The organism is Pseudogemmobacter sp. TB195 (genome assembly GCF_058313095.1).
The window spans coordinates 536,125-562,664 of sequence record NZ_JBZEGG010000001.1 but is presented as its reverse complement, the minus strand read 5'-3'; the positions used below and the strand labels follow the sequence as shown (position 1 = coordinate 562,664).

At 67.0% G+C, this 26,540-nt stretch carries 28 protein-coding genes and 2 riboswitches; of the genes, 11 read left to right on the top strand and 17 right to left on the bottom strand.

The window, feature by feature from the left end; genetic code table 11:
• The first annotated feature begins 100 nt into the window (after positions 1-100).
• The gene (cobF, locus tag AC4FS3_RS02645) at positions 101-877 is read left to right on the top strand and encodes a precorrin-6A synthase (deacetylating) (protein WP_491019243.1); all 777 of its coding nucleotides are present in this window, start codon (positions 101-103) and stop codon (positions 875-877) included.
• 17 nt (positions 878-894) lie between these two features.
• Here cobF and AC4FS3_RS02640 read toward each other — a convergent pair whose 3' ends face one another.
• From AC4FS3_RS02640 to cbiE, 7 genes are all read right to left on the bottom strand, one after another.
• Positions 895-1,680 carry a CbtA family protein gene (locus AC4FS3_RS02640; protein ID WP_491019307.1) on the bottom strand — a complete coding sequence of 262 codons (786 nt, stop codon included), beginning with the start codon at positions 1,678-1,680 and terminating at the stop codon, positions 895-897.
• Between the two features lies 1 nt (position 1,681).
• On the bottom strand, positions 1,682-1,852 hold the full coding sequence (locus AC4FS3_RS02635; protein WP_491019242.1) for a CbtB domain-containing protein: 171 nt from the start codon (positions 1,850-1,852) through the stop codon (positions 1,682-1,684).
• Positions 1,853-1,885: 33 nt separating this feature from the next.
• Positions 1,886-2,072: riboswitch (cobalamin riboswitch) on the bottom strand.
• Between the two features lie 33 nt (positions 2,073-2,105).
• Positions 2,106-2,825, bottom strand: a complete 720-nt coding sequence (cobA, locus tag AC4FS3_RS02630) for a uroporphyrinogen-III C-methyltransferase (RefSeq protein ID WP_491019241.1) — start codon at positions 2,823-2,825, stop codon at positions 2,106-2,108.
• The gene (locus AC4FS3_RS02625) at positions 2,822-4,117 is read right to left on the bottom strand and encodes a cobyrinic acid a,c-diamide synthase CobB (RefSeq protein ID WP_491019240.1); all 1,296 of its coding nucleotides are present in this window, start codon (positions 4,115-4,117) and stop codon (positions 2,822-2,824) included. Before AC4FS3_RS02625 ends, cobA begins: the two co-directional genes overlap by 4 nt.
• Entirely contained in the window at positions 4,114-4,902 is a 789-nt protein-coding gene (gene cobM / locus AC4FS3_RS02620; protein ID WP_491019239.1) for a precorrin-4 C(11)-methyltransferase, read from the bottom strand. Before cobM ends, AC4FS3_RS02625 begins: the two co-directional genes overlap by 4 nt.
• Complete coding sequence (locus AC4FS3_RS02615; protein ID WP_491019238.1) at positions 4,899-5,306, bottom strand: cobalamin biosynthesis protein; 408 nt, start codon at positions 5,304-5,306, stop codon at positions 4,899-4,901. The genes cobM and AC4FS3_RS02615 overlap by 4 nt, the downstream gene beginning before the upstream one ends.
• A complete protein-coding gene (gene cbiE / locus AC4FS3_RS02610) occupies positions 5,303-6,484 on the bottom strand; it encodes a precorrin-6y C5,15-methyltransferase (decarboxylating) subunit CbiE (protein ID WP_491019237.1) in 1,182 nt (393 codons plus the stop codon). The genes AC4FS3_RS02615 and cbiE overlap by 4 nt, the downstream gene beginning before the upstream one ends.
• On the opposite strand from cbiE, the gene AC4FS3_RS02605 reads away from it, so the two are divergent.
• A complete protein-coding gene (locus AC4FS3_RS02605) occupies positions 6,483-7,229 on the top strand; it encodes a cobalt-precorrin-6A reductase (RefSeq protein WP_491019236.1) in 747 nt (248 codons plus the stop codon). The two genes, cbiE and AC4FS3_RS02605, sit on opposite strands and share 2 nt — an antisense overlap.
• Here the strand turns inward: AC4FS3_RS02605 and cobJ are convergent.
• The 7 genes from cobJ to AC4FS3_RS02570 are packed head-to-tail and all read right to left on the bottom strand — an operon-like array spanning position 7,208 to position 15,149.
• Positions 7,208-7,999, bottom strand: coding sequence for a precorrin-3B C(17)-methyltransferase (gene cobJ, locus AC4FS3_RS02600; RefSeq protein ID WP_491019235.1), 792 nt, complete (start codon positions 7,997-7,999; stop codon positions 7,208-7,210). The two genes, AC4FS3_RS02605 and cobJ, sit on opposite strands and share 22 nt — an antisense overlap.
• Positions 7,996-8,703 (bottom strand): precorrin-2 C(20)-methyltransferase, encoded by a 708-nt coding sequence (gene cobI, locus AC4FS3_RS02595; RefSeq protein WP_491019234.1) that lies wholly within the window; start codon positions 8,701-8,703, stop codon positions 7,996-7,998. Before cobI ends, cobJ begins: the two co-directional genes overlap by 4 nt.
• Before the next feature lie 2 nt (positions 8,704-8,705).
• Complete coding sequence (locus tag AC4FS3_RS02590) at positions 8,706-9,335, bottom strand: precorrin-8X methylmutase (RefSeq protein WP_491019233.1); 630 nt, start codon at positions 9,333-9,335, stop codon at positions 8,706-8,708.
• Positions 9,319-10,437: a ferredoxin-like domain-containing protein gene (locus tag AC4FS3_RS02585; protein WP_491019232.1), complete on the bottom strand. Its 1,119-nt coding sequence runs from the start codon at positions 10,435-10,437 to the stop codon at positions 9,319-9,321. Before AC4FS3_RS02585 ends, AC4FS3_RS02590 begins: the two co-directional genes overlap by 17 nt.
• A complete protein-coding gene (gene cobN / locus AC4FS3_RS02580) occupies positions 10,434-13,760 on the bottom strand; it encodes a cobaltochelatase subunit CobN (protein ID WP_491019231.1) in 3,327 nt (1,108 codons plus the stop codon). Before cobN ends, AC4FS3_RS02585 begins: the two co-directional genes overlap by 4 nt.
• A gap of 8 nt (positions 13,761-13,768) precedes the next feature.
• Positions 13,769-14,797, bottom strand: coding sequence for a cobalamin biosynthesis protein CobW (gene cobW / locus AC4FS3_RS02575; protein ID WP_198835382.1), 1,029 nt, complete (start codon positions 14,795-14,797; stop codon positions 13,769-13,771).
• A 1-nt stretch (position 14,798) separates the two neighbouring features.
• Positions 14,799-15,149: a DUF1636 domain-containing protein gene (locus AC4FS3_RS02570; RefSeq protein WP_491019230.1), complete on the bottom strand. Its 351-nt coding sequence runs from the start codon at positions 15,147-15,149 to the stop codon at positions 14,799-14,801.
• A gap of 108 nt (positions 15,150-15,257) precedes the next feature.
• A riboswitch (cobalamin riboswitch) is annotated at positions 15,258-15,463 on the bottom strand.
• Between the two features lie 36 nt (positions 15,464-15,499).
• On the opposite strand from AC4FS3_RS02570, the gene cobO reads away from it, so the two are divergent.
• The 5 genes from cobO to AC4FS3_RS02545 all read left to right on the top strand — a co-directional run bounded on the left by cobO (position 15,500) and on the right by AC4FS3_RS02545 (position 20,009).
• A complete protein-coding gene (cobO, locus tag AC4FS3_RS02565) occupies positions 15,500-16,138 on the top strand; it encodes a cob(I)yrinic acid a,c-diamide adenosyltransferase (RefSeq protein WP_491019229.1) in 639 nt (212 codons plus the stop codon).
• A complete protein-coding gene (locus tag AC4FS3_RS02560) occupies positions 16,138-17,598 on the top strand; it encodes a cobyric acid synthase (RefSeq protein ID WP_491019228.1) in 1,461 nt (486 codons plus the stop codon). Before cobO ends, AC4FS3_RS02560 begins: the two co-directional genes overlap by 1 nt.
• A gap of 35 nt (positions 17,599-17,633) precedes the next feature.
• Positions 17,634-18,791 carry an HPP family protein gene (locus tag AC4FS3_RS02555; protein WP_491019227.1) on the top strand — a complete coding sequence of 386 codons (1,158 nt, stop codon included), beginning with the start codon at positions 17,634-17,636 and terminating at the stop codon, positions 18,789-18,791.
• A gap of 3 nt (positions 18,792-18,794) precedes the next feature.
• Positions 18,795-19,430, top strand: coding sequence for a flavin reductase family protein (locus AC4FS3_RS02550; RefSeq protein WP_491019226.1), 636 nt, complete (start codon positions 18,795-18,797; stop codon positions 19,428-19,430).
• A 72-nt stretch (positions 19,431-19,502) separates the two neighbouring features.
• Positions 19,503-20,009, top strand: a complete 507-nt coding sequence (locus tag AC4FS3_RS02545) for a flavin reductase family protein (protein WP_283176454.1) — start codon at positions 19,503-19,505, stop codon at positions 20,007-20,009.
• A gap of 18 nt (positions 20,010-20,027) precedes the next feature.
• Here the strand turns inward: AC4FS3_RS02545 and AC4FS3_RS02540 are convergent, their stop codons facing one another.
• The 3 genes from AC4FS3_RS02540 to AC4FS3_RS02530 all read right to left on the bottom strand — a co-directional run bounded on the left by AC4FS3_RS02540 (position 20,028) and on the right by AC4FS3_RS02530 (position 22,341).
• On the bottom strand, positions 20,028-20,516 hold the full coding sequence (locus AC4FS3_RS02540; protein ID WP_491019225.1) for a hypothetical protein: 489 nt from the start codon (positions 20,514-20,516) through the stop codon (positions 20,028-20,030).
• A 199-nt stretch (positions 20,517-20,715) separates the two neighbouring features.
• A complete protein-coding gene (locus tag AC4FS3_RS02535; RefSeq protein WP_491019224.1) occupies positions 20,716-21,738 on the bottom strand; it encodes a sulfotransferase in 1,023 nt (340 codons plus the stop codon).
• A 3-nt stretch (positions 21,739-21,741) separates the two neighbouring features.
• Positions 21,742-22,341 (bottom strand): TetR/AcrR family transcriptional regulator, encoded by a 600-nt coding sequence (locus tag AC4FS3_RS02530; protein WP_491019223.1) that lies wholly within the window; start codon positions 22,339-22,341, stop codon positions 21,742-21,744.
• A gap of 162 nt (positions 22,342-22,503) precedes the next feature.
• Between AC4FS3_RS02530 and AC4FS3_RS02525 the strand changes: the two genes are divergently transcribed.
• Genes AC4FS3_RS02525 through AC4FS3_RS02510 form a run of 4 tightly spaced genes read left to right on the top strand, consistent with a single transcriptional unit; the run spans position 22,504 to position 26,528 of the window.
• Complete coding sequence (locus AC4FS3_RS02525; protein ID WP_491019222.1) at positions 22,504-23,460, top strand: 3-oxoacyl-[acyl-carrier-protein] synthase III C-terminal domain-containing protein; 957 nt, start codon at positions 22,504-22,506, stop codon at positions 23,458-23,460.
• Complete coding sequence (locus tag AC4FS3_RS02520; RefSeq protein WP_491019221.1) at positions 23,460-24,434, top strand: NAD-dependent epimerase/dehydratase family protein; 975 nt, start codon at positions 23,460-23,462, stop codon at positions 24,432-24,434. The genes AC4FS3_RS02525 and AC4FS3_RS02520 overlap by 1 nt, the downstream gene beginning before the upstream one ends.
• Positions 24,424-25,239: an MBL fold metallo-hydrolase gene (locus tag AC4FS3_RS02515; RefSeq protein ID WP_491019220.1), complete on the top strand. Its 816-nt coding sequence runs from the start codon at positions 24,424-24,426 to the stop codon at positions 25,237-25,239. The genes AC4FS3_RS02520 and AC4FS3_RS02515 overlap by 11 nt, the downstream gene beginning before the upstream one ends.
• On the top strand, positions 25,236-26,528 hold the full coding sequence (locus tag AC4FS3_RS02510; protein ID WP_491019219.1) for a F390 synthetase-related protein: 1,293 nt from the start codon (positions 25,236-25,238) through the stop codon (positions 26,526-26,528). The genes AC4FS3_RS02515 and AC4FS3_RS02510 overlap by 4 nt, the downstream gene beginning before the upstream one ends.
• The last annotated feature ends 12 nt before the right edge of the window (positions 26,529-26,540 follow it).

Below are 26,540 nucleotides of genomic sequence, written 5' to 3'. Positions count from 1 at the left end.
GCAGGCGGCACCTGCCTCCGGGGCGGGTATTCAGGTCAGGCGGAAACTGGCAGGCAGGCTTTTCATTCCCGGCCGAAGCTGGTTTCTGGCGCGGGAATGGATGCAGGGGGGTGGTGCTTTGGAACTTAGTCTGGTCGGTATTGGCACCGGCAATCCGGACCATCTCACCTTGCAGGCGGTGAAGGCGCTGAATGCGGCCGATCTGATCCTGATCCCGGAGAAAGGCGAAGACAAAGCCGATCTTGCCGATCTGCGCCGCCAGATCTGCGAGGATCTCGTGACGCGGCCCGGGGTGATCGTGGCGGGCTTTGCCATGCCGGTGCGGGATCCGGCCAACCCCTCTTACCTCGCGCGGGTGAATGACTGGCATGATGCGATTGCCGGGGCCTGGGCGGCAGCGATTGACGCGCATCCCGGCGTGCAGCGGGTGGCGCTCATGGTCTGGGGCGATCCCGCGCTTTACGACAGTACCCTGCGGATTGCCGCGCGGCTGGGCAGGCTGCGCGAGGTCTCGGTCTCGGTGGTGCCGGGGATCATGTCGCCGCAGGTGCTGGCCGCCGCGCATCGCATTCCGCTCAACGGGCTTGGCGCGCCGTTTCTGGTGACGACAGGGCGGCGGCTGCGCGAAGAGGGCTGGCCCGAAGGCGTCGACCGGCTGGTGGTGATGCTGGACGGCAGCTGTGCCTTTCAGGATCTGGCGCCCGAAGGCATCTCGATCTGGTGGGGCGCCTTTGTCGGCATGGCGAATGAGATCACCGAAGCCGGACCGCTGGCCGAGGCGGGGCCGCGTATCCTCGCCCGGCGCGAAGCGGCACGGGCCGAGCACGGCTGGCTCATGGATATCTATATTCTGGACCGGACATCCCCGGCGGCATAAGCCGCCGGGAAGCTGGTTTATGCCTCGCGGCCACGGCTCCAGAGCCAGGCTGCGAAAAGGCCGAGCAGCGTCCAGACCGCAAGACCGACCCCGATGGCGCGGCCGGCGAATTGCGCGGCCAGTTCGGGCGGCGTCGGGCCGGTGAACTCATGCGGATGCGGCGCGCCGACGATATGGGGCGCGAGGATCAGCAGGATCGCCGCCGCCCAGACCACCCAGTTTTTGCCGAATGCGATCAGCCAGAGACCGATGGCGGTCGCAATCACTGTCGCCACCCACCAGATCGCGCGGGCGTTGACATCGGCCGCGGCCATGCCCGGAAGCTCGGGCGAGAGGCCGAAAGCCGGCGCCATCTGCACCGCGACAAAGCCCGCGATCCCCCAGAGAAGACCCTGGCGTGCGGTGACCCGGTTGCCATTATTCTCGGACAGGGCCATCGCCGCGACCAGCAGCAGCCCATAGCCGGCATAGACCATGATCGAGAACAGGATCGACAGCCCGTCGCGGCCTGCGTCAAAGCCGATACCGGGGATCTCCGCCGCCTCGCCATGGTCATGCGCTTCATCCGCGCCATGGGCATGGCCCGGTTCGGCGGCAGGTTCTGTCTGCGGCTCTGTGGCTTCCGGCGCCGGTTCTTCACCGTGATGATGGTCGGAGGCCGCCGCGAAATGGGTGCGCTCGCCGCCCTCATAAAGCTCGGCATGAAGCAGCACGGGCTGCACGAAAACAAGCTGCAGCAGGGCGGCAATCAGCCCCGCAGCAGCGCCAGCGATCAACGCGCTGGTCAGCAGTCTTTGCAACATATCAGTGGCAGGGGAATCCGACCGCGTGACGCACATCATGGGCGGCGTCATGCAGGGTTTCCGACTGGGCGAGGCCAGCGACGAAGATCAGCGCAGCACCCAAAAGCGCCACGACAAAGATATTCGCCAGTTTGACATCGGCCTTCTCACCAGAGCGGGCAATGGTGGACATATGAATCACTCCTTGCCGTCATCCCCGACGGCGGTTCCATCAAATGCGAAGGTCGGTCTCCTGACTTGCAGGTCACAGCCTCTGCCCTCCTTCCCATGGATTGCTCCACAGTGGTTAACGGGGTCGGCTCGCTGCGCACAGTCGCGGGGGCGGTCGGGTCGGGGTCTCCCCCGCCCTGTTCCCATGCCGGTCGCCCGGCACCTTCACGATATCGAGAGTGACAGGCGCGTGACGCCCGGTCAAGCCGCTCTGGTCAGGGCGCCAGCGCGCCGTAGAGGATAAGGGTCGGCGCCGGGTCGGGGGCGGCGCCCTCAAGATACGCGGCCAGGCCCGCAACCGTATCACGGCGGAAGGATTGCGCCGGGGTCGAGACGCCCTGCGCCATCAAAGCGGGCGTGTCGGGCGCCAATCCGGCGGCGATCAGCTTTGCCGCCAGCTGCGGGAATGTCGCCCGCGCCATAAAGACCGAGGTCACCGCCTGGGTATCGGCCAGAGCCGCCCAGTTGAGGCTTTCGGGCAGCGCGCCGGTCACATCATGGCCGGTCACGAACTGCACCCTTCGCGCATTGAGCCGCCGCGTCAGCGGGATCCCCGCCGCCGCCGCAGCAGCCGAGGGCGCGGTGACGCCGGGCACGATCTCATAGCCGATCCCGGCCTCATTAAGCGCGGTGATTTCCTCTTCAAGCCTGCCGAACATGCCGGAATCGCCGGATTTCAGCCGCACCACTTTCAGGCCCGAACGCGCATGATCGACCAGCAGCCGGCTGACATGATCCTGGCGCGGCGAGGCGCGCCCCGCCCGCTTGCCGACCGAGATCAGATCGGCCTCCGGCGCCGCCAGATCGAGGATCGGCCCGGAGGAAAGGTCGTCATACAGCACCACCTCCGCCGCCTGCAGCCGTTTAATGGCCCGCAGGGTCAGCAGATCGGGATCGCCCGGGCCAGAGGAGACAAAGCTGACGATCTCGCTCATGTGGCGGCTCCGATCAGGTGGAAGAATGTGCCGGTGACGAGGCCCTGGCGCGATCCGGTTTCGGGGACCGGCGCGCTTTCGGCATCAAGCACGGTGGCAAGGGGCGCATCGGGTTGGGCGAGGATGGTCGAATAATGGAACTCATGCCCGCGCAGCCTCGCGCCCGCAGCATGGCCCGGGATCGGCGCGGAAAGCGCGGCCAGGCGGTAGCCCAGATGCATCCTGCGTTTCTCATATGTGGTCACGAGGCCCAGCAGCCCGGCCATCTGATGCCGGGTGCCAGCCGCATCGACCAGCGCCTCGCCCAGCACCATATAGCCGCCGCATTCGCCATGAACCGGCTTTACCGCCGCGAAATTTCTGATGCCCGCAAGAAAACCTGATGCCGCCGCGATCCGGCCTGCATGAAGCTCGGGGTAGCCGCCCGGCAACCAGCAAAGATCGGCCTCGGGCGGCGCTTCATCGGCCAGGGGCGAAAAGGGCAGGATCTCGGCGCCCTGCGCGTGCCAGGCATCCAGCAGATGCGGATAGGTGAAGGAGAACGCCTCGTCCCGCGCCAGCGCAATGCGCTGGCCGGGCGGTTTCGGCAGCTCTCCCGCCGGGGTGCTCACTGCGCCCGCTGCTGCCGCGCGCAGGGAAGCAAGATCGGTATGGTCGCGCAGAAAACCGGCATAGTCACTGATGGCGCGTTCAAGATCCGGATGTTCGACAGCCTGAACCAGACCCAGATGCCGCTCTGGCAGGGTCAGGTCGCCGCGCCGGGGCAAGGCTCCGAAAACCGGCAGCCCGACCGCCTCCATCCCCAGCCGGCAGAGCCTCTCATGGCGGGGCGAGGCGACGCGGTTCAGGATCACGCCCGCGATTTTCACGTCCTTGCGATAGGCCGCCATCCCGGCAGCCATAGCCGCCACCGTCTGCGCCGCGCCCGAGACATCCAGCACCACCACGACCGGCCAGCCGGTCAGCGCCGCGATATCGGCGCTGGCGCCGGTTCCGGTTTCACCCGGGAATGCCACGCCGTCGAACAGCCCCATCGACCCCTCGGCCAGCGCCATCTCGCCGCCCCGCGCCAGCTGCGCCCCGATCAGCCCGGGCGCCATTGCCCAGCTGTCAAGGTTGAAACTCGACCGCCCCGAAGCCGCAAAGTGAAAGGCCGGGTCGATGTAATCGGGGCCGCATTTATAGGGCTGCACCGCCACGCCGTCATCGCGCAATGCGCGCAACAGCCCGAGCATCACAGTGGTCTTGCCTGCGCCGGAGCGCGGGGCGGATATGATCAGCCCTTTGGTCACAGCTTCACCGCATCGGCCCGGCCCGCACGGAAACGGCGGTCATAATCGGTGGAATAAAGGCTCGATTCGATGAACCCTTCCTGCCCCTCCGAGTGCTGCCCCAGGGACGGGCCGACCAGGATCAGCGCGGTGCGCTCCATCGTGTCGCCGATCAGCCCGGCGATGGTCGCAAGTGTGCCGCGCACCACCCGCTCATCCGGCCAGGAGGCGCGCCAGACCACCGCCACCGGGCAATCGGCCCCGTAATGCGGGGTGAGTTCGGCGGCCGTCTCGTGCAGCCGGTGGATCGAGAGATGGATGGCCAAAGTCGCCCCCGTGGCCGCAAAGGCCTCCAGCTTTTCGCGTTCCGGCATCGCCGAGGCGCGGCCAGGGGTGCGGGTCAGGACAAGGCTCTGTGCAAGGCCCGGCAGCGTCAGCTCCATCCCCAAGGTCGCGGCGGCAGCGGCGAAAGAGGGCACACCCGGCGTCACATCATAGGGGATGCCCTCGGCCTTCAACCGGCGGATCTGTTCGCCCATCGCCGACCAGACCGACAAATCGCCGGAATGGAGCCGCGCGACATCAAGGCCCGCCTCATGCGCCGCACGGATCTCGGCGATGATCGCGTCCAGATCCAGGGGGGCCGTGTTGACGATCTTTGCGCCGGGCGGGCAATGGGCCAGCACCGCCTCGGGGATCAGCGACCCGGCATAAAGGCAGACAGGCGAGGCCGCGATCAGGTCGCGCCCGCGCAGCGTCAGCAGGTCGGCCGCACCGGGGCCGGCGCCGATGAAATGAACGGTCATGGGGCGGCTCCTTGCGGCAGGTCTTTTTGGGCGATGGCGATGGCAGCGGTGGCCTTGCCATCGGCGGAAATCACACGTGGCGCGGTGAGGCGGGCGCCGGGGCCAAGGGCAGCCAGCGCGCAGGCCTCTGACACCGACCCCGTTCCATGCGCCGCGCGCGAGGCGGCGCTGTCGGTCAGGGTTGCCGGTGCCGTCAGCGCGGCGGCAGTGACCGGATGCAGGTGATAGCCCAGCCGCGCCAGCTGCTGCGCGGCATGATGGCGCGCCTTGACTGCCGGCAGCGCGATATGGCGCAGGTCAGCGGCGCCGGCGCGCGCCAGCGCATCAAGGATCGATTCAACCTGGGCGGTTTCGCGAAAGCCGATGCCGGCGATGCGCGACGGATTGATATGGGGCGGTATCATCGCGTCACACTCCATTGCACCACCGGAAAACTGGATTTCCACCCCCGCTTGCGCCCTAATGGCACCGCCTCGGCCAGCTCGATGCGCAAAAGCTGGCCGCCTTTAGCGCCATGCCAGGCCGCGAGCAACGCCTCGGTTTCAAGCGTCACACCATGCACCACAACCCGCACGCCCTGCGGCAGGCAGGCCCAGAGCGCGTTCAGGAGGTTGTCATCGGCACCACCGCCGATGAACACCGCATCCGGGCGGGGCAGCGCGGGCAGCACATCCAGCGCCCGCCCCTCGCGGATCTCAAGCCGGTCGACACCAAGCCGCATGGCATTGCCGCGCGCCCGGCCTGCGCGGGTGGCATCCGCCTCGACGCCGATCGCCCGCATGGCGGGATGCGACAGCAGCCATTCGATCGCGATTGACCCCGACCCGGTGCCGATATCCCAGAGCAGCTCGCCCGCGCGCGGCGCGAGCGCCGACAAAGCCAGCGCCCGGACCGGGCGTTTGGTGATCTGGCCATCATGTTCAAAAAGCGCGTCCGCGCGCCCGGTGGCAAGCGTTGCCGCCCGGCCCGCGCCCCGGATCTCCACTGCGGCAACGACAAGATCCTCCGTCACCGCCCCGTCGAACTCACCAGCGGTGGTGGCGATCACACGCTCTTCCGGGCCGCCGAGATGGGTAAAAAACGTCACCAGGCTTGCAGAAAACCCGGTTTCCACGAGGAAAGCCGCCAGCGCCGCCGGGGCCTTGCCATCGCGAAGCGTCACGATCAGCCGCGCGCCAGGCGCGAGGCCTGGGCGCAGCCGCGACAGCGGCGCTGCGTGAAGCCCGTGGCAGCTGACCTCTTCCAGCCGCCAGCCCTTGCGGGCGGCAACCAGCGAAAAGACCGAAGGCCCTGGAAAGGCGCGCCATTCGCCCGGCGCCAGGTCTCGCGCCAGACTGCCACCGGCACCGAACCAGAACGGATCGCCCGAGGCCAGAACCGCGACCCGCTGCCCGCGCAAAGCCAGAACCGGCGCCAGCGCGAAAGGCACCGGCCAGGGCCGCTTGTCAGGGTGCCCGATCATCGCCAGATGACGCGGCCCCCCGAACACGACATCCGCCGCCGCCAGCGCCTGACGGCTTGCATCCGGCAGGCCAGACGCGCCATCTTCGCCAATACCGATGATGGAAAGCCATTCAGCCATGACCCCGAACCTTCTCATTCTTGGCGGCACGACCGAGGCGAGCCAGCTCGCCCGCCTGGTCGCGGAACACGGGATCAGGGCCACGCTGTCCTATGCCGGTCGGACAGAGACGCCGCGCACCCAGCCCGTCGCGGTCAGAACCGGCGGTTTCGGCGGTGCCGAAGGGCTTGCCGTCTGGATGCGCCAGCATCAGGTCACGCATCTGATCGACGCCACGCATCCTTTTGCCGCGCAGATGAGCCAGAACGCCCATGCGGCGGCGGCCCTGACCGGCACGCCTCTGATCCGGCTGATGCGCCCCGCCTGGACGCCCGCGCCCGGTGACGACTGGACGCGCCTCCCCGATCTCGAAGCCGCCGCTATGCGGCTCGGGGCGGCGCCGCGCCGGGTGTTTCTCGCCATTGGACGGCTGCATCTGGCGGCCTTTGCCGGCCAGCCGCAGCATGACTATCTCCTGCGCCTTGTCGATCCGCCCGAGGCACCGCTGCCCTTGCCGCGCGTCACGGTTGAAATCGCGCGCGGCCCCTTTGATCTCGCCAGCGACCTCGCGCTCTTGCGGCGGCATGGCAGCGATCTGATCATCGCCAAAAACTCCGGCGGCCAGGGCGCGGACGCGAAACTCGAGGCCGCACGCACGCTCGGCCTGCCGGTCTGGCTGATCGACCGCCCCGCTTTGCCGCCAGCGGAAACCGTCTCTGATCCTGCGGAAGTCCTCGCCCGGCTTCATGCCGACCTCGGCGTGTAAACAAACCGTCCGACCCGGCGCGTCAGCGAAGAGCCGACCAGAACCATGGTCCGCATATCGACCATCTCCGGCTGCAGATCGCGCAGCTCGACCACCCGCAGCTCCTGTTCCGGGGTCGAGACCGCGCGGGCCAGCACCACCAGCCGCGACGGCTCGCAGCCCTCGCGCAGCACTTCGATCACCCGCTCGAACCGCCCCGGCCGGGATTTCGAGCGCGGATTGTAGAAGCCCATCGCGAAATCACCTTCCACCGCCAGACGCAGCCGTTTCTCGACCAGTTCAAAGGGCTTAAGGTTATCCGAAAGATTGATCGCGCAGAAATCATGCCCCAAAGGCGCGCCCGCCGCCGCCGCTGCCGCCAGCATGGCGGTGATCCCCGGCAGAACCCGCAAATCCAGCTCCCGCCAGGCCTCCGGCCCCGTCTCCATCGCCTCGAACAGAGCCGACGCCATGGCAAAGACCCCGGGATCGCCCGAAGAGACCACCACAACCTGCCGTCCCGCCGCCGCCAGCTCAAAGGCATGGCGCGCGCGGTCCAGTTCCACCCGGTTGTCACTGGGATGCTTCACCAGCCCATCGCGATCCGCAACCCGGGCGACATAGGGGATATAGCCGATCACATCCGTGGCCTCGGCCAGAGCCGCCGCCACTTCCGGCGTCACCATCGCCTCCGCGCCGGGCCCGAGCCCTGCAACAACGACCCAGCCCGTCCTGCTGGCAGTACCACGCTGGGGATGCGGGGGCAGCGCCCCGGCCTCTGCATCCGTCATGGCCGCCGCCCTTTTCCATGGATTATGGCAATCGAGAAATAGGGCGCTTCTTCGCCTGCATCCTCCAATAGCCGCACCCGCTCGGCGGGCATGGTGCCATGTTCCACGAGCCAGGCCTCCGGCAGGCGCCCCGCCGCTGCCAGTACGCGCCGGAGCTTGGCCAGATTGCGCCCGATCTTCATCACCACCAGAGCATCGGTATCCGCCACCCGCCGTGCAAGTTCCGCCTCGGGCAAGGTCGCGGGCAGCACCGTCAGCACATCATCCCCCCAGGTCACCGGCTGGCCCGTCGCATGCCAGCAGCCGACCATGCCCGGAATTCCCGGCACTACCCCGACCATCCCGGCAGGCAGCCGCGATTGCAGATGCATGAACGAGCCGTAGAGAAAGGGATCCCCTTCACACAGCACCACAACATCCGCTTCTGCCGACTGAAGCCGCGCGGCCCAATGGTCGTAAAACGGCGCCAAAGCCGCATTATAGCCTGGATCCTGCACCGGAATCTCGGTCGTGACCGGATATTCCATCGGCCATTCCTCGGCCCCTGCCGGGATCAGCCCCTCGACCATCCGCCGCGCCTGGCCTTCGCGACCGGGCTTGCGGAAATAGGCGACGATCCGCGCCGAGGTCAGCAGCCGATGCGCTCTGACGCTCATCAGATCCGGATCGCCCGGCCCGAGGCCGATACAGGTGACTTTGGCCATGCTCACTCCTTACGGCTGGCAAGCGCGTTGACCGCCGCCACCGTGATCGCCGAACCGCCGAGGCGGCCATCTACCACACACCAGGGCAAAGGGTTGTCTTCTGCCAGCGCCGCTTTCGATTCCGCCGCGCCGATAAAGCCGACCGGGCAGCCGATGATCGCCGCCGGGCGCGGGAAATCCGGATCCTGCAGCAGGTTCAGCAGATGGAACAACGCAGTCGGCGCATTGCCGATCGCCACCACCGCGCCCGCAAGATAGGGGCGCCACAGTTCCACCGCCGCCGCCGAACGCGTATTGCCGATCCGCGCCGCCAGCTCCGGCACGGACGGGTCCTGCAGCGTGCAGATCACCTCATTCCCCGCCGGCAGACGGGCGCGGGTGATGCCCTCGCTGACCATTTTTGCATCGCACAGGATCGGTGCCCCCGCCTCCAGCGCCGCGCGGGCCTCGATTGCAAAGCCCGGCGCAAAGCGGATATGGGGGGCCAGTTCGACCATGCCGCTGGCATGGATCATGCGGACCGCGACCACCTCTTCCTCGGGGGTAAAGCGCGCCAGATCGGCCTCGGCGCGGATGGTGGCAAAGCTTGCGAGATAGATCTTCGCGCCGTCGGTTTCATAAAGATGGGTCAAGGCGGCCTCGCAAAATCGCAGGAAGGTCATCGGGGGAAAGCCCGCACAAGGCGGGACTGGCACTGGCGGCGCCGTCTTCAATCAGATCGAAGCGGCCTTGTCTTGCAGTAAGGGTCAGGCGGGCGGGGCCTGGATGAGCGCAGCCCTTGCCACAGCCCGAAACATGCAGCAAGGCGCCCGCCGGCACCAAAGGCGCCAGGCTGCGGGCGAGGCCCCGCACCGGCGCCTCGGCAGACAGGCAACCGGGCGCTCCGGTGCAGGCCGCCACGCGCAAAAGCGGATCATGAGGGTCTTCGATCAGGCCGGTGACCGGCGCGCGGGTGATGTCTTCCAGGATCACCGACCGCCAGGGCGTCAGCCGCAGCGGTGCAACCGCCAGCGCCCTGAGCATCGCCGCCCCGATCTGACCAAAGGGCAGCGCGAGGCAGAGCCCCGCCGCAGTCCTGCCCGGGACCAGCGCCGGCCCGGTCATCGGCAGTTCGGTCGCGTTCAGCGGCGGGCGGGCCGCAAGCCGTGCCATCCGGGTCGCAGATCCTTGCGCGAGGAACCAGTGCAGCACCTCGATCAGACGCGGAATGGCGCTGTCAGTGGTCACTGGCTCGCCTCGTTCCATCCCCTCGGCGCGCAGGATCAGGCCCTGAGCCGCACGTTCGATCCTCAGATCCGCCGAAGTGCCCCCAAGGATCGCCGCCGCCCCGGTATCCACGGCAAAGCCGAATTTTGCGGGAAGGACCGGCGCGTCCCGAAAAGCCTCTTCCAGGCCTTCGACCAGCGTCAGCGTCTCATCGCCCGCGCGGTGCAAGGGTGTCGTGAGGATATTGCGCCGCGCCTCGGCCTCGGCGCTGGAATCGAGGAGATCAAGCGAGATCAGCGCCTGATGCAGCGCTGGCAGCGCGGCCTCGGTGACGCCGCGCAATTGCAGATGCGCGCGCGAGCCGAGGTCGATCAGCCCATTGCCATGGGTTTCCGCGAGATCCGCCAGCGCCAGCACCTGTTCCGGCATCAGCCGCCCGGCATGGGGGCGGATGCGCAGCACCAGGCCGTCGCCGGACATCATCGGCCGCAGCGCACCCGGACACCAGCCCTGCACCTGCCCGCTCATGCCACCCCCTCTGACGACATCCTGGCTGCGCGGGAATTGGAGCGGCTTTGCCACAGACCCGCCGCTTCCAGCGCGCGGAAGCAATCCTCCATCGCAGCAAGGGCATCGGGGTTGGCGGTCTCGAGAAAAGCCCGGATCGCCGGGTCGTCCAGCGTCGCCTCGCGGTAAAGATCGAAGAGATGCGACGGCACCACGCGGGCGAGATGGGCAAAAGCCGCGAGATGTTCCAGCGTCGCGGCGATCTCGGCGGCCCCCCGGAACCCATGCCGGGTCATCGAGGTCAGCCAGACCGGATTGGCAGCGCGGGCGCGGGTGACACGGGCGATTTCCTCGGTCAGCGCCCGGGCGCGGGGCTGGTCGGGGCGGGTGGCGTCAAGGTGGTAAAGCGCCGGTTTTGCCGCCCCAAGCCGCTCCATCGCGGCGGCGAAACCGCCTTCATGGCTGGCGTAATCCATCGCGAGCAAAAGATCGGTTTCCGTTATATCCTGGGTATGAAGGAAGGCGTCCGCCGCCCGAAGCCGCGTTTCAAGCAGATCGCGTGCAGGGGCGCCCTGGGCCGTATGGTCCGAAGCCGCAAGCCAGGCCTCGCCCGCCGCCTTGCGGGCGCTTTCGGAATAATCGCCCTCGCGGATCCCGAGACCATAGCTGCCGGGGGCAGGCGCGAAGACCCGGGCCCCGCGCGGCGCGGTCGTGTAGGGGTTCATATCGGCAGCTTCGTCACGCTCGGCCAGCGCCTCGCAGCCTGCATCAAAAAGCCGGGCGAGATCGGGAAAGACGTCTCTGAACAGGCCGGAAGCGCGGATCGAGACCTCGATCCGGGGGCGGTCCATCAGGGTCAGCGGCAGGATGCCAAAACCGGTGACGCGGTCAGAGCCTTCGTCCCAGATCGGCTCCAGCCCGGCGAGATGCAGCGCCATGGCGAATTCCTCGCCCGCCGTGCGCATCGTGGCCGACCCCCAGAGGTTGAGGACAAGGCCGCGCGGGTAATCGCCATGATCCTGGAGGTGGCGGCGCACCAGTTCTTCGGCCAGTCTGATGCCCTGGGCATGGGCGGCGCGTGACGGCACAGCGCGCGGGTCGGTGCCATAGAGGTTACGTCCCGTGGGCAGCACATCGGCGCGGCCCCGCCAGGGCGAGCCGGAGGGTCCGGGCGGAACTGGCTGGCCGTTGAGCGCGGCGATGAGGTTGTCGCGTTCGGAGGTCAGCGAGTCGGGATCGCCGGATGGCTGGCCCCGGGGGCTGTCTGCCCCCCCGGGCCCGGAAGGGTGGCCCCCGAGGATATTTTCGGACAGATGAAAAGGTGTGCCGCGGGCCCAGATGTGGAGGCCTTCGCCGAACTGGCTTTCTTTCAGGTCGCAGACGAAACGGTCGATCCTGGGGATCGCCTCGGCGGGGGAGGCGGTTTCCGGGATGTCAAGATCCTGTTCGACATGCGCGCTTTGCGCTTCCTGACGGATAGCGGCGATCAGCCGGTCACGGCGGGCCGGGTCGAGGCCATCGGCGGTGGAATATTCATCAAGCAGGCGTTCAAGCCGGGCCAGCGCCGGGGGCATTGCGGCATCCGCCAGCGGCGGGGTCAGATGACCGAGCGTGACGGCTCCAATGCGGCGGCGGGCCTGAGCGGCCTCGCCCGGGTCATTGACGATGAACGGGTAGATCACGGGAAGCGGCGCGACCAGCGCCTCGGGCCAGCAGGCGGCGGAGAGGGCGACCGCCTTCCCGGGCAGCCATTCGAGCGTGCCATGGGCGCCGATATGGAGAAGCGCATCTGTGCCCTGCCGCAGCCAGAGATAGAAAGCGGTATAGGCGTGGCCGGGGATGCGACCGGTATCGTGATATTCGCCGTCACGATCCGGGCTGCGGCTGCGTTCGGGCTGCAGGGCGATCAGAAGATTGCCGCGCCGCGTCGCCTGGAAATGGAAGGCGCCGGCCTGGATCGCCGGATCGTCTTCTGGGCGGCCATGCGTCTCTGTTATGGCGGTTTTCAGGGGTTCCGGCAGTCGGGCGAGCGCCTCGCGATAGGCCGAAAGCGGCCAGGCGATGGTCTCGGACTGCAGCGCCTGATCAAGCGGAGCACCGGGTTGAATGCTGAAACCGGCGGCGCAGAGGTCCTCGGCCATCGCCTCGGCCGAGGCCAGAACGTCAAGGCCCACGGCATGAGCCATGCGCCAGGATTTGCCCGGATAGGTCGAGAGAACCATCGCGATGCGGCGGCTGGCCGGGGGCTCTGACGCGAGGCGGATCCAGGCTCTGACCTTCGCGACCACGGCCCCGATACGTTCGGGGTCCGGCGCGTGGCTGGTGCGGGAAAATTGCAGATCCGGGTCGCGCGGCGCCTCGTCCTTGAATGAAATCACGCCGGCAGTGATGCGGCCATCGACTTCGGGAAGCGCCACATGCATCGCCAGATCGGCGGGGGAGAGGCCGCGCCCGGCCCCTTCCCAGGCGGCGCGGGTAGAGGTGGCGTGGATCACCTGGAAGACCGGCACACCGGCGGCCTCCAGCGGCGAGCCACTGGCGTCGCGGGCGGAAAAGGCGGTGGCATTGACCACCGCTTTCAGTCCAGGCGCCGGGAGGGTCTCGCGCAGCCAGCGGGCAGCGGCCTCGTCCTTGAGGCTGGGAAGGAACGCGCCATATGCCCGAAAGCCTTCGGCTTCGAACGCCAGGATCAGGGCGTCGATGGCGGCGGTGTCGCCGGCGGCGGCCCAGGCACGGTAGAAGGGGATCAGGACAAGCGGCGCCTCGCCATGTGGCAAGTCACGGATCACGCCGCCTGACGGGTGCCAAAAGCCAAAGCCCGGCAGCGATTTTGCCCCGGGCACCGGCCCGGCATAGAGACCCGCCGCAAGCGCGAGCTGCGCCAGCGCGCCCTGGGCTGCGATCGCCCCGCCGGTATCGCACAGCGTGGACAGGCGCCGCAGCGTGGCGACCGGCAAAGTCGAGGCGGCATCCAGTGCAGGGTCGGGGCGACCATCCGCCGGCAGGAGCGCCAGCGCGATCCCGCGTGATCTGGCCATGTTAGAGACCTGTTCGACGCCGTAAGCCCAGTAATTCACCCCGCCGATCAGCCGGATCAGCACGCCTTTCGCCCCGGTCAGCGTCTGCCCGATCCAGGTATCGACCGAGAGCGGATGCGTCAGCCGCGACAGGTTTGCCAGCCTGAGGGAGGGCAGCGTCTCGCGCCCCCGCTTCCACCCTGCCGCAAAAGCCCCGAGGTCGCTGTCGGAAAACGACAGCACCACAAGATCCCCGGGCGTCTGCCCGAGATCCTGCGGCATGTCGGTCTCTTCCAGACCGTGGCTTTCGCGAAAGAGGACGTGCATCAGGCCCCTTATGCCCCCAGAGCGGCCCGAACGGCGGCTGCGTCGATATTGCCATGTTCCGCGATCACGACAAGCTGCGAGCGACGGGGCTGGTTGCCCCATGGCCGGTCGAACTGATGACGCACACGCGGGCCGACGGCCTGGATCAGAAGGCGCATCGGCTTGCCCTCGACCGCCACATGGCCTTTGACGCGCAGAATGTTCTGCGCGGCTGCCAGGGCCGAGACTTTCGCCGCAAGTGCCTCCGGGTCGGTGATCTCGGGCAGATCGACCACGATCGTGTCGAAATCGTCATGATCGTGATCATCATGGCCATCGTGATGCGAGGGGCGCTCATTCAGGCTGTCTTCGGCAGCCGCGCCGATCCCCAGCACGACACGCGCATCGATCACGCCTTCGGTCAAAGGCAGCATCGGCAGAGGGCGCGGCGCCTCGGCCTCGATCACGGCTTTCGCCTTTGCGATACCGGCATCTCCTGCGAGATCGGCCTTGGACAAAAGAACGATATCGGCGCAGGCGATCTGATCTTCGAAGACCTCGGAAAGCGGGGTCTCGTGATCGGCTTCAGCCGCGCCGGGCTGTGCCGGATTCGGCGCGAAAAGGCCGGCGGCGACCGCTTCGGCATCGGCGACCGCGACCACACCGTCGATGGTGATTTTAGAGCGCAAAGCCGGCCAGTCGAAGGCCTTCAGCAGCGGTTTCGGCAGCGCAAGGCCCGAGGTTTCGATCACGATATGATCGGGGCGCGGCTCCATCGCCATCAGCTTTTCGATCGAGGGGATGAACTCGTCGGCAACGGTGCAGCAGATGCAGCCATTGGTGAGCTCGACAATCGAGCTTTCCGGGCAATTCGCATCGGCGCAGTCGCGGATCAGGTCGCCATCAACGCCGACATCGCCAAATTCATTCACCAGCACAGCGAGCCGCCGCCCGCCCGGGTTTTGCAGCAGGTGGCGGATCAGCGTGGTTTTCCCGGCGCCAAGAAAGCCGGTGATCACGGTGACGGGGGTTTTTTCCAGGGATTTGTCTGCGGACATGTCAAAGCTCCATCGGAGGGATACGGGCGATTGTGTTCTTGCGGATGACCTCGGGCCGCGCACGCCAGGGGACGATGCCATCGGGCGTCGCCGCAAAGGCGTGATACATGGTGACGAGGTCGTTCAGATGCAGATCGGGGTCGAGATGGCCCTGGACATAGGTCCAGCGGCCCGGGCCGCGAAACACCACGGCGCAGCCATTGGAACAGGCAGACAGGCATTCCTGGCGGCGATGCCCCACGCCTTTGGCGGTCAGCGCCTCAGAGAGCCGCGCGCCATCGCGTATGGCCTCGGGGCTGCTGCCCGGCAATCTGCATGTGGTACAGACCACAAGCTCGGTTTCTCCGGCCATTTGCCCCTCCGGCATGGCTGTGGCTGCGCGGGGAACAGGTGGCGGGCAAAAGCACCACCAGACCCGCGGCTCACCCCGGCCGCCCGTTACGAATGATGCGCGCCCCGAAGGGCCGCACCGGCGCTGGCAGGTCTCCCGGCTTGCGGATTTCGGGGGATCCCCCTGCGGGCGCCCTGCCTTCCCGGCCGGATGGCCAGTGGCGGTTGGGCGACCTTTCCGGTCACGGTCGCGGGGGCGGCTGCGTCTGGGCTTTCGGCCTGTCGCATTCCCTCTTCGCCTGCTGTATGGCAGGAACCAGCGATGGCCACAGCCAAGCCATCAGACCCACCGAATGTCAAGCGAGGCCAGGAATGACCGATGCTCCCGATCCCGCCGCAACTCCTGCGGAAGATGCTGCCCGCCACGCCGCAAAAAAGGCGAAGATCAAAGCCGCGCGCGACCGGATGATGGCGGAAAAGACCGGCGAGAAGGGGCTGATCATCGTCCATACCGGGCCGGGCAAGGGCAAAAGCTCCTCCGCCTTCGGGATGATCCTGCGCTGCATCGCGCATGAAATGCCCTGCGGCGTGGTGCAGTTCATCAAGGGCGCGATGTCGACCGGTGAGCGCGATCTGATCCTGAAGAATTTCGGAGGTCTCTGCCAGTTCCACACGATGGGCGAGGGCTTTACCTGGGAGACCCAGGATCTGGAGCGGGACCGCGCCGCCGCCGCGCGCGCCTGGGAAAAGGCGAAAGAGCTGATCCGGGACGAGCGGAACCGCATGGTGCTGCTGGACGAGATCAATATCGCGCTGCGCTATGACTACCTTGTTCTGGTCGAGGTGCTGGCGTTTCTGCGCGATGAGAAACCCCCGATGACCCATGTCGTGCTGACCGGGCGCAATGCAAAGCCGGAACTGATGGAACTGGCCGATCTGGTGACGGAAATGGCGATGGTGAAACACCCGTTCCGCGCCGGGGTTAAAGCCCAGGCCGGGGTAGAGTTCTGATGTCTGGCCAGACGCCTGGCCGCGCGCTGATGATCCAGGGCACAGGCTCGAATGTCGGCAAGTCGCTGCTGGTCGCGGGGCTTTGCCGGGTGGCGCGGCGGCGGGGGCAGACGGTCCTGCCGTTCAAGCCGCAAAACATGTCGAACAATGCCGCGGTCACAGTGGACGGGGGCGAGATCGGGCGGGCCCAGGCACTGCAGGCGCTGGCCTGCGGGGTGGAGCCGCATAGCGATATGAACCCGGTCCTGCTGAAGCCTGAAACCGATACCGGCGCGCAAGTGGTGGTGCAGGGGCGTCGCCTGACCTCGGTGCGCGCAAAGGATTATGCTGGCCTGAAGCCGAAGATCGCCGAGGCAGTGCAGGAGAGCTTCCGCCGCCTCAGGGCTCAGGCGGATCTGGTGATTGTCGAAGGCGCCGGCAGCCCGGCCGAGGTCAATCTGAGGCGAAATGACATCGCCAATATGGGCTTTGCCTTGGCGGCCGACGTGCCGGTGGTGCTGGCGGGTGATATCGACCGCGGCGGCGTGATCGCGCAGATCGTCGGCACCCAGGCCGTGCTGGACGCAGGCGATAACGCGCAGATCGCGGGCTTTCTGATCAATCGCTTTCGCGGTGATCCCTCATTGTTCGATGATGGCTACCGGCTGATCGGGGACCGTACCGGCTGGCGCGGTTTTGGCGTTTTGCCCTGGTTTCGCGATGCCCGGCTTTTGCCGGCGGAAGATGCGCTCGACCTGGCGCCATCGGGCAAGGGGCGGGTAAAGGTCGCCTGCCTGGCTCTCAGCCGCATCGCGAATTTCGACGATCTCGACCCGCTGAAACTGGAGCCGGATCTGACGGTTTCGATGATCCTTCCCGGTCAGGCGATCCCCGGCGATAGTGATCTTGTGGTGATCCCCGGGTCGAAATCGACACGCGGAGATCTGGCGTTTCTGCGCGAACAGGGCTGGGATATAGACATTCTCGCGCATCACCGGCGCGGCGGGCGGATCCTCGGGCTCTGCGGCGGCTATCAGATGCTGGGCCACTCGGTCGCCGATCCCGATGGGATCGAAGGCGCGCCGGGGGTGACGCCGGGGCTTGGCCTTCTCGATGTGGAAACGGTGATGTCGGGCGACAAGCGGCTGGCACGGGTCACGGCCCGCCATGCCGCCACCGGCCTCGATGTGACCGGCTATGAGATCCATATCGGACGGACCGAAGGCCCTGACCGCGCCCGTCCCTTTGCGTATCTCGGCGACCAGCCGGAAGGCGCGCGTTCGCCCAATGGCAGGGTCGAGGGCAGCTATCTCCACGGGCTATTCACCAGTGACGCCTTCCGCGCCGCCTGGCTGAAGGATTTCGGCATCACCGCCGGCGCAACCCGATACGGCGCCGAAGTGGAGCGCATCCTTGACCGCCTTGCCGATCATATGGAAACCCATCTCGATTGTGACGGGCTGCTTGCGCTCGCCCGCTGATCGGGCAGAGTGACACGCCGCAACAGGAGGCCGCCATGGGACAATATCTGCGCCGGACGCTGCGCCATGCCGGCCCCGCGATGGGCTTTAGCGGCTGGACCGAAACCCTGCGCGCCACGGCAGGCATGTTTGTCGGCATGGTGGCGCTGATCCTGTTCCTCAGCCCCGCCCCTGGCGCCTCGGCCTGGGGGCTCTTCGTCATCGCGCCTTTTGGCGCCAGCGCGGTGCTTCTATTCGCCCTGCCGAACAGCCCGCTGGCGCAGCCCTGGTCGGCGGTGGTGGGGAATGCGGTCTCGGCCCTTGTCGGCGTGGCGCTGGTTCTGACCATCGAGGCGCCCGAGCTGCGGATCGTGCTGGCCCCGGCGCTGGCCGTGCTGGCGATGCATCTCAGCCGCGCCCTGCACCCGCCCGGCGGCGCGGTTGCGCTGGCGACGGTGCTTGCGCCCCATGCGGCGGCGGAGCTCGGCTTTTTCTATGTGCTGGTGCCGGTCGCGCTTGGCACACTGGCACTGGTGCCGGTGGCGGCGCTGGCGGCGGCACTGACCGGGCGGCGCTATCCGTTCCGTCAGCCTGCCACCGCCGCCCCCGGCCAGCCCGATCCGCGCCCGCTTGACCGGCTCGGCGTTTCGCGCGCGGAACTGGCCGGGCTGCTGCAGGAATTTCACCAAAGCGCCAATATCGGCGTTGAAGACCTCGCCCGGCTGATCTCGGCCGCCGAGCTGCTGGCCGCGCGGCACCAGACCGAAGGCATCACCTGCGGCGAGATCATGTCGCGCAACCTTGTGACCGTTGGCCCCGAGACGCCCCTGACCGAGGTTGGCGCGATCTTTCGCGACCGGGGCTTTACCTCGCTGCCGGTGGCGGCGGCGGATGGCAGCTATCTGGGCGTGATCTTCCAGATCCACCTGATCCGGCGCGGCGCCGAAGATGCACGACTGAGCGGCACCCGCTTCACCGCAAACCTTGCGCGATTGCTGGGCGCTGCGGGCGGGCGTACCGTTCGGGCGCGGGAGGTGATGGATCCCCATGTGCCGACCCGCAGCCCCGGCACGCCTGTCCATGACCTGCTGCCGCTGCTGGCCGAGGGGCCGAATGATGCGGTGCCGGTGCTTGAAGGCACGCGTATTCTGGGCATCGTCACCCGCACTGATCTGATCGCCGCGCTGGCACATCAGCGCAAGGAAGAGGGCTGAGATTTGCATTTCGATCTGGAAAGTACCGCGGCAGGGATCGCCTATAAGCTGCTCGTCGCCACGGTCATGCCACGCCCCATCGCCTGGGTAGTGACGAAATCTGCCGCCGGGGTGGTGAACACCGCGCCGTTCAGCTTTTTCAACGTGATGGGGGATGAGCCGCCCACCGTGGTGCTGGGGATCAGCCCGGGCCGCGACGGCGGGCTGAAACATTCGGCGCAGAACATCCTCGACAGCGGCGAGTTCGTGGTGAACCTGGTGCCTTTCGCGCTGGCCGGGGCGATGAACCTGACCTCGATCGACGCGCCCGAAGGCGTGAGCGAGGCAGAGCTGGCCGGGCTGGAGCTGACGCCTTCGGTCAAAATCGCGCCGCCCCGGATAAGCGCGAGCCCCGTGGCGCTGGAATGCTGCCTCCTGCAGCGGGTAGCGACCGGGCCCCGGCAGACGCTGATTGTCGGCGAGGTGCTGTCGATCCATATCGAGGATCGTTTCGTGCTGGATGAAGCGCGCGGCCATGTCGACACGCCCGGGCTTGACCTCGTCGGGCGGTCTTTTGGCGCGGATTATGTGCGCACGCGCGATGTGTTCCGACTGGAGCGCCCGTTCTGGCAGGACCGCATTGCCAAAGACCGCGGCTGAGGCACGATTTTCGCTGGCATTTCCTGCCCGCCCAATGCAATAAATTTGTACTAACGTACAGGAGGCCCATCTATGGACCCGGAACTGCGCAGGTGTTTTGTCGAAGGCATGAGCCGGGCTGCGACCTTTGTCGCCGTCGCCACCACGGATGGAGAAGGCGGGCGCTTTGGCGTGACGATTTCCTCGCTGACCTCGGTTTCGGCGGATGGCGACCATCCCTCGCTGCTGGCCTGTATCCATCACCGCAGCTCGACCGCGACAGCGATCCTGAAGAACCGCGCCTTTTGCGCCAATCTGCTGCATGAGGGCCAGCACGAGATCGCCAATATCTTTGCCGGCCGCAGCGGCATGGCAGATCATGACGCGCGCTTTGCCCAGGTGCCCTGGCAACCGGGCAGCCTTGGCCAGCCCAAAATCGCGGGGGCGACGGCGGTGTTTGAATGCCGCCTTGCCACCGCGCTTTACTGGGAAACCCATCATATCTTTGTCGGCCATGTCACCGGTGTGACCCTGTCGGAAGATCCGGCAACCCTGCTTTATGGCCAGCGTGCCTATCGCCGGGCGGTGGATATCAGCTGATCTGCCGGGTCCCCCCGATCAGCATTCCGGATAGCCGAGGCGGATCAGCTCTGCCCCGCTCACCCGGAGAGGGTTGTCGAGCCTGTAACGCGCCGTTTCCATGAACCAGCTGCGAAGCGGTTCGCGGTAATTCTGCGCCATGATCTGCGACCAGTGGTCAAATTCCGGCTTTGGCAGCGGCTTGCCGTAAGAGCTTGGGCCATGAAAGCCAAAGCTCGCGCGGCGGTGGACGCAGATATTGTCGAGCCCGAGATACATCGTGCAGGCCGAATTGCAGGTGCCGCGCAGCTCGACGCGGTCGCCGCTGGCCCGCAAGCGCTGAACCTCGCGTTCCCTGGTCGCGATCAGACCGCCCGGGTCGGCCCGCACCACCCAGATCGTGCCGATATGGGTCGGCCGCATCTGCGCCAGGGCCTTTCCCAGACTGAATGGTGGCATTGCACCGCTGGCTATCGAAAAGCAAAGTACTGCAAAGCCCGCCCGCACCCGGGTCGAGACATGTTTCATGACGAACCCCTTTCCACCTTTGCGGCGGGGTCATCAGAGTGTCCGACCCTCACCCGTCGCGAAGATGAGCAAAGCAGAGGCGTGCTTAAGACGAGGTTTTCACAGCAGAGGCAGGGGGCATTCGAGTCATTAAAATCGGTCCTTAATGCCCTGGACCTGCCATATTCCGCGCGGCCTACGGACCCGGATCAGGCCCGGGTCAGCTTCGGATCAGGGCGGCAAGCGCAGCCTCGCCCGGGGCGCAGGCCGCGATAAGACGCGCCCTCTCAGCGGGGGCAAGCCGGTCCGCGCGAGACGGGCGGTGCTCCGGCCGGGCCCCGGCCTCACGCAGCCAGCCCGCCGGGGCCGATACGCCCAGATACAAGGCCAGCGCCGCCAGTTCGGGCTCTGGTGTCGCGATCAGCGCCTCATAGGAAAGGTGATGCCAGCGCGCCCGTGGCAGGGTCGCAAGCGCCTGCGCCCCCCGGATCATCATGGCCGACCAGAACCGCGCCAGCAGCAGCGGATCGGCGGGCCGATCCAGCATCGGCGTGACCGGCATCGCAATGCTCAGCGCCTGCAGGACCCGCCAGATCCGCCCGCGCCCGTAATGGCTGTCGGGGTCAAGAAGGTCGATGCCAAAGCCCCGCATCCGCTGCCACATCCGCGCGGCCAGCCTGGTGGCGGGGTAATCGCTCATCGAGAGCACGGTTTCCGGGCCGCTCCGCGTCAGCAGGACAAGGCGCGCTTCGGGAAACAGGCGCGCCAGCGTCCGCGTCGCCACCAGCGAGCCACCCGAGCGTTCAACCCAGAGCCGGCGATTGCGGGCCATGGCCATCGCGCCAAACAGCTGGCGGTAGTGATCCGCAACGCTTTGCCGGGGAAATGCAGCAACCTCCGCCGCCAACTGGTCGAAAAGGTCATCGGGCGCGTCAGTCAGATGCGGCAGCGCGACCTGGAGGAGCGGCGGGCAGCGAAACGGGTCATGGCGGTTGCCCTGCTGGCGCCCATAGAGAAACTCGCGCGGCGCCCGCAGCGGATTGCCGGCCAGCGCGCCGATCCGGGTCGGCTCCGCGAGGCCACGCCAGAAGTCCCGCGCCGAAAGCTGACCGGGCGGGAAGGCCCGCGCGCCGGCCGTGGAAAACACCTCAGAGAGGCTGAGCAGTTCGGGATGCAGGCGGATCAGATCCGAAACCAGCGTCGACCCGCAGCGCGCCGATCCTAGAATGAACGCCCCCGCCATCTTTCAGCCTTTCGGCTTCAGCCGGCTGAGCATCGCATCCAGCACCGAAGCCGCGATTTCGCCGGCGCTTTGTGTGGTCAGGATGTCGAGCCGGCGGTCCACCTCCAGCGCCACCGCGCCATGCACCGCGACATAAAGCTGCTCGGTCAGCCGCATGGCACGATTGTCATCCAGATCGGGCGCATGTTCGCGGAGCAGCTCTGTCAACCGCCCCATCAGGCCCCGGACCGCCTCGCCATACCAGGCGGGGAAAGTCTCGCGCTGGCGCATACCGCCGAAAAGCGCGCTCCACAAAGCCGGGTTGCGACGCATGAAAGAAATATAGCTCTGGCAGATCAGATGCAGCCGCGCCGCAGGGGTGCCTGCCTCGGGGAGCGTGTCAAAGAGCTGTTCAAGCCGGGCAAAGGTCTCGCGATTCACCTCCATCAGAATATCCGACATCGAGCCGAAGACATTGTAGATCGAGGCCGCAGTATATCCGACCTCACGCGCGATCGCGCGGGCCGAGAGACCCGGGACGCCTTCGCGATCCAGGATCCCGCGTGCAGACTCAAGGATGGCCTGGCGCAGCTCTGCCCGCGGCACACGCTGGGGTCGGCTCATAGTCGCCTCCGTAAGGTTTTGCATACTGAACGTTGTTCAAAAACTTCTTGACGCAAAGCCCGGCCCAGGTCAAGGGTTAGTGAACAATGTTCAATAAGGTGCGTCATGCAGAGTACATCCCATCGGAACAGCCCACCTGCGATGCGGATTCTCGGAACGGGTATGTATCTGCCGCAACAGCGCCTTGCCTCATCCGCGATTGACCAGCGGTTCGGCTGGGCTGCGGGCACCACCGAACGCCGCTATGGGCTTGCCGCCCGCCATATTGCCGGACCCGAGGAAAGCACATCGATGATGGCGACCGAAGCGGCGCGCCAGGCGCTTGAGGTGGCCGGGATCCGCGCGGGCGATCTCGATCTGATCCTTGGCGCCTGCGGGGTGATGGAACAGGCGATCCCTTCGACCGCGACGCTGGTGCAGGCCCGGCTTGGGCTGGGGAAATCGGGTATTCCTTCTTACGACGTGAATGCGACCTGTCTGAGTTTCGTGCAGGCGCTGGATCTGGCCGCGATGCGGATTGCCACCGGGCGGGCGCGCCGGGTGCTGGTGTTTTCCGCTGACATCGCCTCGGTCGGGCTGGACTGGTCCGACCCCGATACGGCGGCGATCTTCGGCGACGGCGCGGCGGCGGTGGTTCTGGGCGCAGATGCGGGCGAGGGCGTGCTGGCAAGCCGGTTTGAAACCTATTCCGAAGGCCAGGCCGCCTGTGTGCTTGAAGGCGGCGGCACCCGTTACGGCGGCGCCCGCGATCCGGAGCTGCTCGACCGCACCAATGTGTTTCATATGGACGGGCAGACCGCCTTCCGCATCGCGGCGCGCTATCTGCCGCGTTTCCTCCGGGCGCTCATGGACGAGGCGGGTGTCGGCTACAACGATCTGGCCTGTATCGTGCCGCATCAGGCCTCTGGCCCGGCACTGGATCATGGGCTGGCGCGGCTGGGGATACCGCCCGAAAAGGTGATCCGGACCTTCGGGCAGCTGGGCAATCAGATCGCGGCCTCGATCCCGAGTGCCCTGCATCACGCGATCACCTCGGGGCGCCTGCAACGCGGCGGGCTTGCCATGCTGATCGGCACCTCGGCGGGGCTGTCGCTCGGTGGCATGGTGGTGCGCTGCTGATGGCGGTTCTGATCACAGGGGCGACCGGGTGCCTTGGCGGCGGCATCGCGCGGCAATTGCTGGCTGCAGGCACCAGGGTCACCGCGCAGGGTCGCGACCTGCGGGCCGGGGCAGGCCTGGAGCAACAGGGCGCGGAATTTCTGCCGCTCGATCTCTGCGATCCGCTGCCGCTCGAGCCGGTTTTAGCCGGCACAGAGACTGTTTTCCACTGTGCCGCCCTGTCTTCGGCCTGGGGGCGCGCCCGCGATTTCCAGGCGCTGAATGTGGATGCAACCCGCAGATTACTGGACGCGGCGCGCGACAGCGGGGTGAAGCGGTTCATTTTCGCCTCTTCCCCCAGCATTTATGCCAATGGCACCGACCGGCTGGATCTGACCGAAGACGCGCCCCTGCCCGCACACTTTGCCACCCATTACGCCCGGACCAAGGCGGAATCCGAGGCACTGGCGCTGTCTTATGACCAGCCCGGCGCGATGCGGGTGGTGGCCCTGCGCCCCCGTTCGATCTATGGGCGCGGCGACCGGGCGCTGATGCCGCGTCTTCTGACGGCGATGCGGCGCGGGACGCTGCCCCTGATCTCGGGCGGCGCGGCGCTGATTGATGTCACCCATGTCTCGGATGCCGCGCGCGCGATGGTTCTGGCCGCAGCTCACGCCCAAAAGGTCGGAGGGCGGGTGTTCAACATCACCTCGGGCGAGAGTTGGCGGTTCGCGCAGCTTGCCGATGCGGCGGCGGATCTCTTTGGCCTCACGCCGCGCCGCAGGCACCTGCCCTATGGGGTCGCCATGACAATCGCCACCGGGTTCGAGGCCCTGCATCACCTGTTTCGCCCCGATATCGAGCCGGTGCTGACCCGCCAGGCCGTGGTCTCGCTGGGCCGCAGCCTGACGCTCGACATCTCTGCCGCACGGGCCGATCTGGGATATCGCCCGCAAGTGACCCTTTCAGAAGGGATCCGCGACTATGCTGCCTGAACTCATCCCGTTTCGCGTCGGATATTGCTGCGCCCCCGCCAGGCTGTCGCGCCGCGATGCGGGCTGGCGGCCCATCCGCTTTCCCGCCGGTGTCGTGCTGATCCGCCATCCGGGCCTCGGCGATATCCTGTTCGATACCGGCTACGGACCTGCCTTTTTCGAGGCAACCCGCCCCTTCCCGGAACGGCTCTACCGTTGGCTCACGCCGGCGCATCTGGATTGGGACCAGCGCCTGCCCGCGCAGCTCGGCCGCCACGGCGCGCAGATCCGGCAGGTGGTGCTCTCGCATCTCCATGCCGATCATGTCGCGGGGCTGTTCGGGATGGATCCGATCCCGCCCGTCCTCACCTCGCGCAAAGCCTGGGCTCATCTGCATCAGGGCAGCCGCCTCGCCACGCTGAAAGCGGGGTGCCCCGAAGGGCTCCGACGGCGGCTTCAGGCTCTGTCACCGCAGTTTTTCGAAGATTTCCCGCAGGCCGCGCCCCCGGATGGCAGCAGCGGCCTGGGATCGTTTCACGACATTTCCGGCACTGGCAGCCTGCTTGCAGTGGCCTTGCCCGGGCATGGTCATGGCCAGTTCGGCCTATACCTGCCCCAGACCACCAGCGGCCCGGCCTTTCTGATCGCCGATGCGGCCTGGAGCCGCCAGGCGCTGCGCGATGGCTGCCCGCCGCCCGATTACACCCTGCGCCGCCTTGGCGATGCGGCGGCCTATCTCGCCACCTTCTCGGCGCTGGCCGATCTCGCCCGGAACCGGCCCGACATCACCTTCTGGCCGTCCCATTGCCCGGAGGCCTTTGCGTGACCCCCTCGCCCCTCACCGCCTTTCTGGCCGCACGTTACGGACGCGGCTTTCGCTCGCGCGCGGAAATCATCGCCTGGCAGGCCGCCGGGCTGCGCCACCTGCGCGAGCAGATCATGCCGCGCTCGCCCTTTCACGCGCCCTATGCTGCAAGGCGCATTGCGGAATGGCCGATGATGAACAAGGCCCGGCTGATGGAGCATTTTACTGGCATCAACACCTGTGGCATTCATCGCGACCAGGCCCTGGATATAGCGCTGAAATCCGAAGAGAGCCGCGATTTTTCCCCAATGATCGGCGAGGTGGCGGTGGGGCTTTCCACCGGCACATCGGGGCAGCGCGGGCTGTTTCTCAGCGACAAACGCGAACGCGCGCTCTGGGCGGCGGTGATGTGCGGCCGGTTCTGGCCCGCGCCGCTTTTGTCGCGCCAGCGGATCGCGTTTTTCCTGCGCGCGAATAACGCGCTCTATGAAAGCCTTTCGAACCCGCTGATGCAGTTTCGTTTCTACGATCTTCTGTCTGAGTTCGAGGCGCATCTGCCTTTGCTGAACCAGCAGAACCCGACCGTGCTGATCGCCCCGGCGCAGATCCTCGGCCTGATCGCAAAGGCGCAGGCGGCGGGGCAGATCCGCATTCGCCCAAAGCGGATCATCTCGGTCGCCGAGGTGCTCTCTCCCGAAGATTGCGCGGTAATAGAGACTGTTTTCGACCAGCGTCCGGATCAGGCCTATCAATGCACCGAAGGTGTTCTGGGCTATCCCTGTCGCCATGGATCGCTGCATCTGAACGAGCGCTATATCCATTTCGACCGCGATGTGATCGACGAAGCGACCGGCGCCTTTTGCCCGGTGATCACCGATTTTACCCGGCAGAGCCTGCCGATCCTGCGCTACCGGCTGGATGATGTGCTGATCCCCGACCCGGAGCCCTGCCCCTGCGGCTGTGCGAGCCAGCGGCTGAAACGGATTGAAGGGCGCGCCGATGATATCCTCTGGTGGGCCGGCGCGGATGGCAGGCCGCGCATGGTGCCCTCGGACGCGATCCGCCAGGCGGTGGCGACCCTGCCGGTGCCGGTGCGGGATTACCGGGTGATTGAAGAGGCGAGGCGGCTGACGGTCTGGCTCGACACCACGGTCGGGGAAATCGCCATCCCGGCGATGGAGCATTCGCTTACCCGCCTCGCCGCCGGCCTTGGCTGCATCCCGCCCGTGATGGAGTTCCGCACCGGATTGCCCGCAGATCTGGCCGCAGATCCGGGCGCCAAACGGCGGCGCGTGCTGGTGCGGCGCTGACAGGGAAGCCTG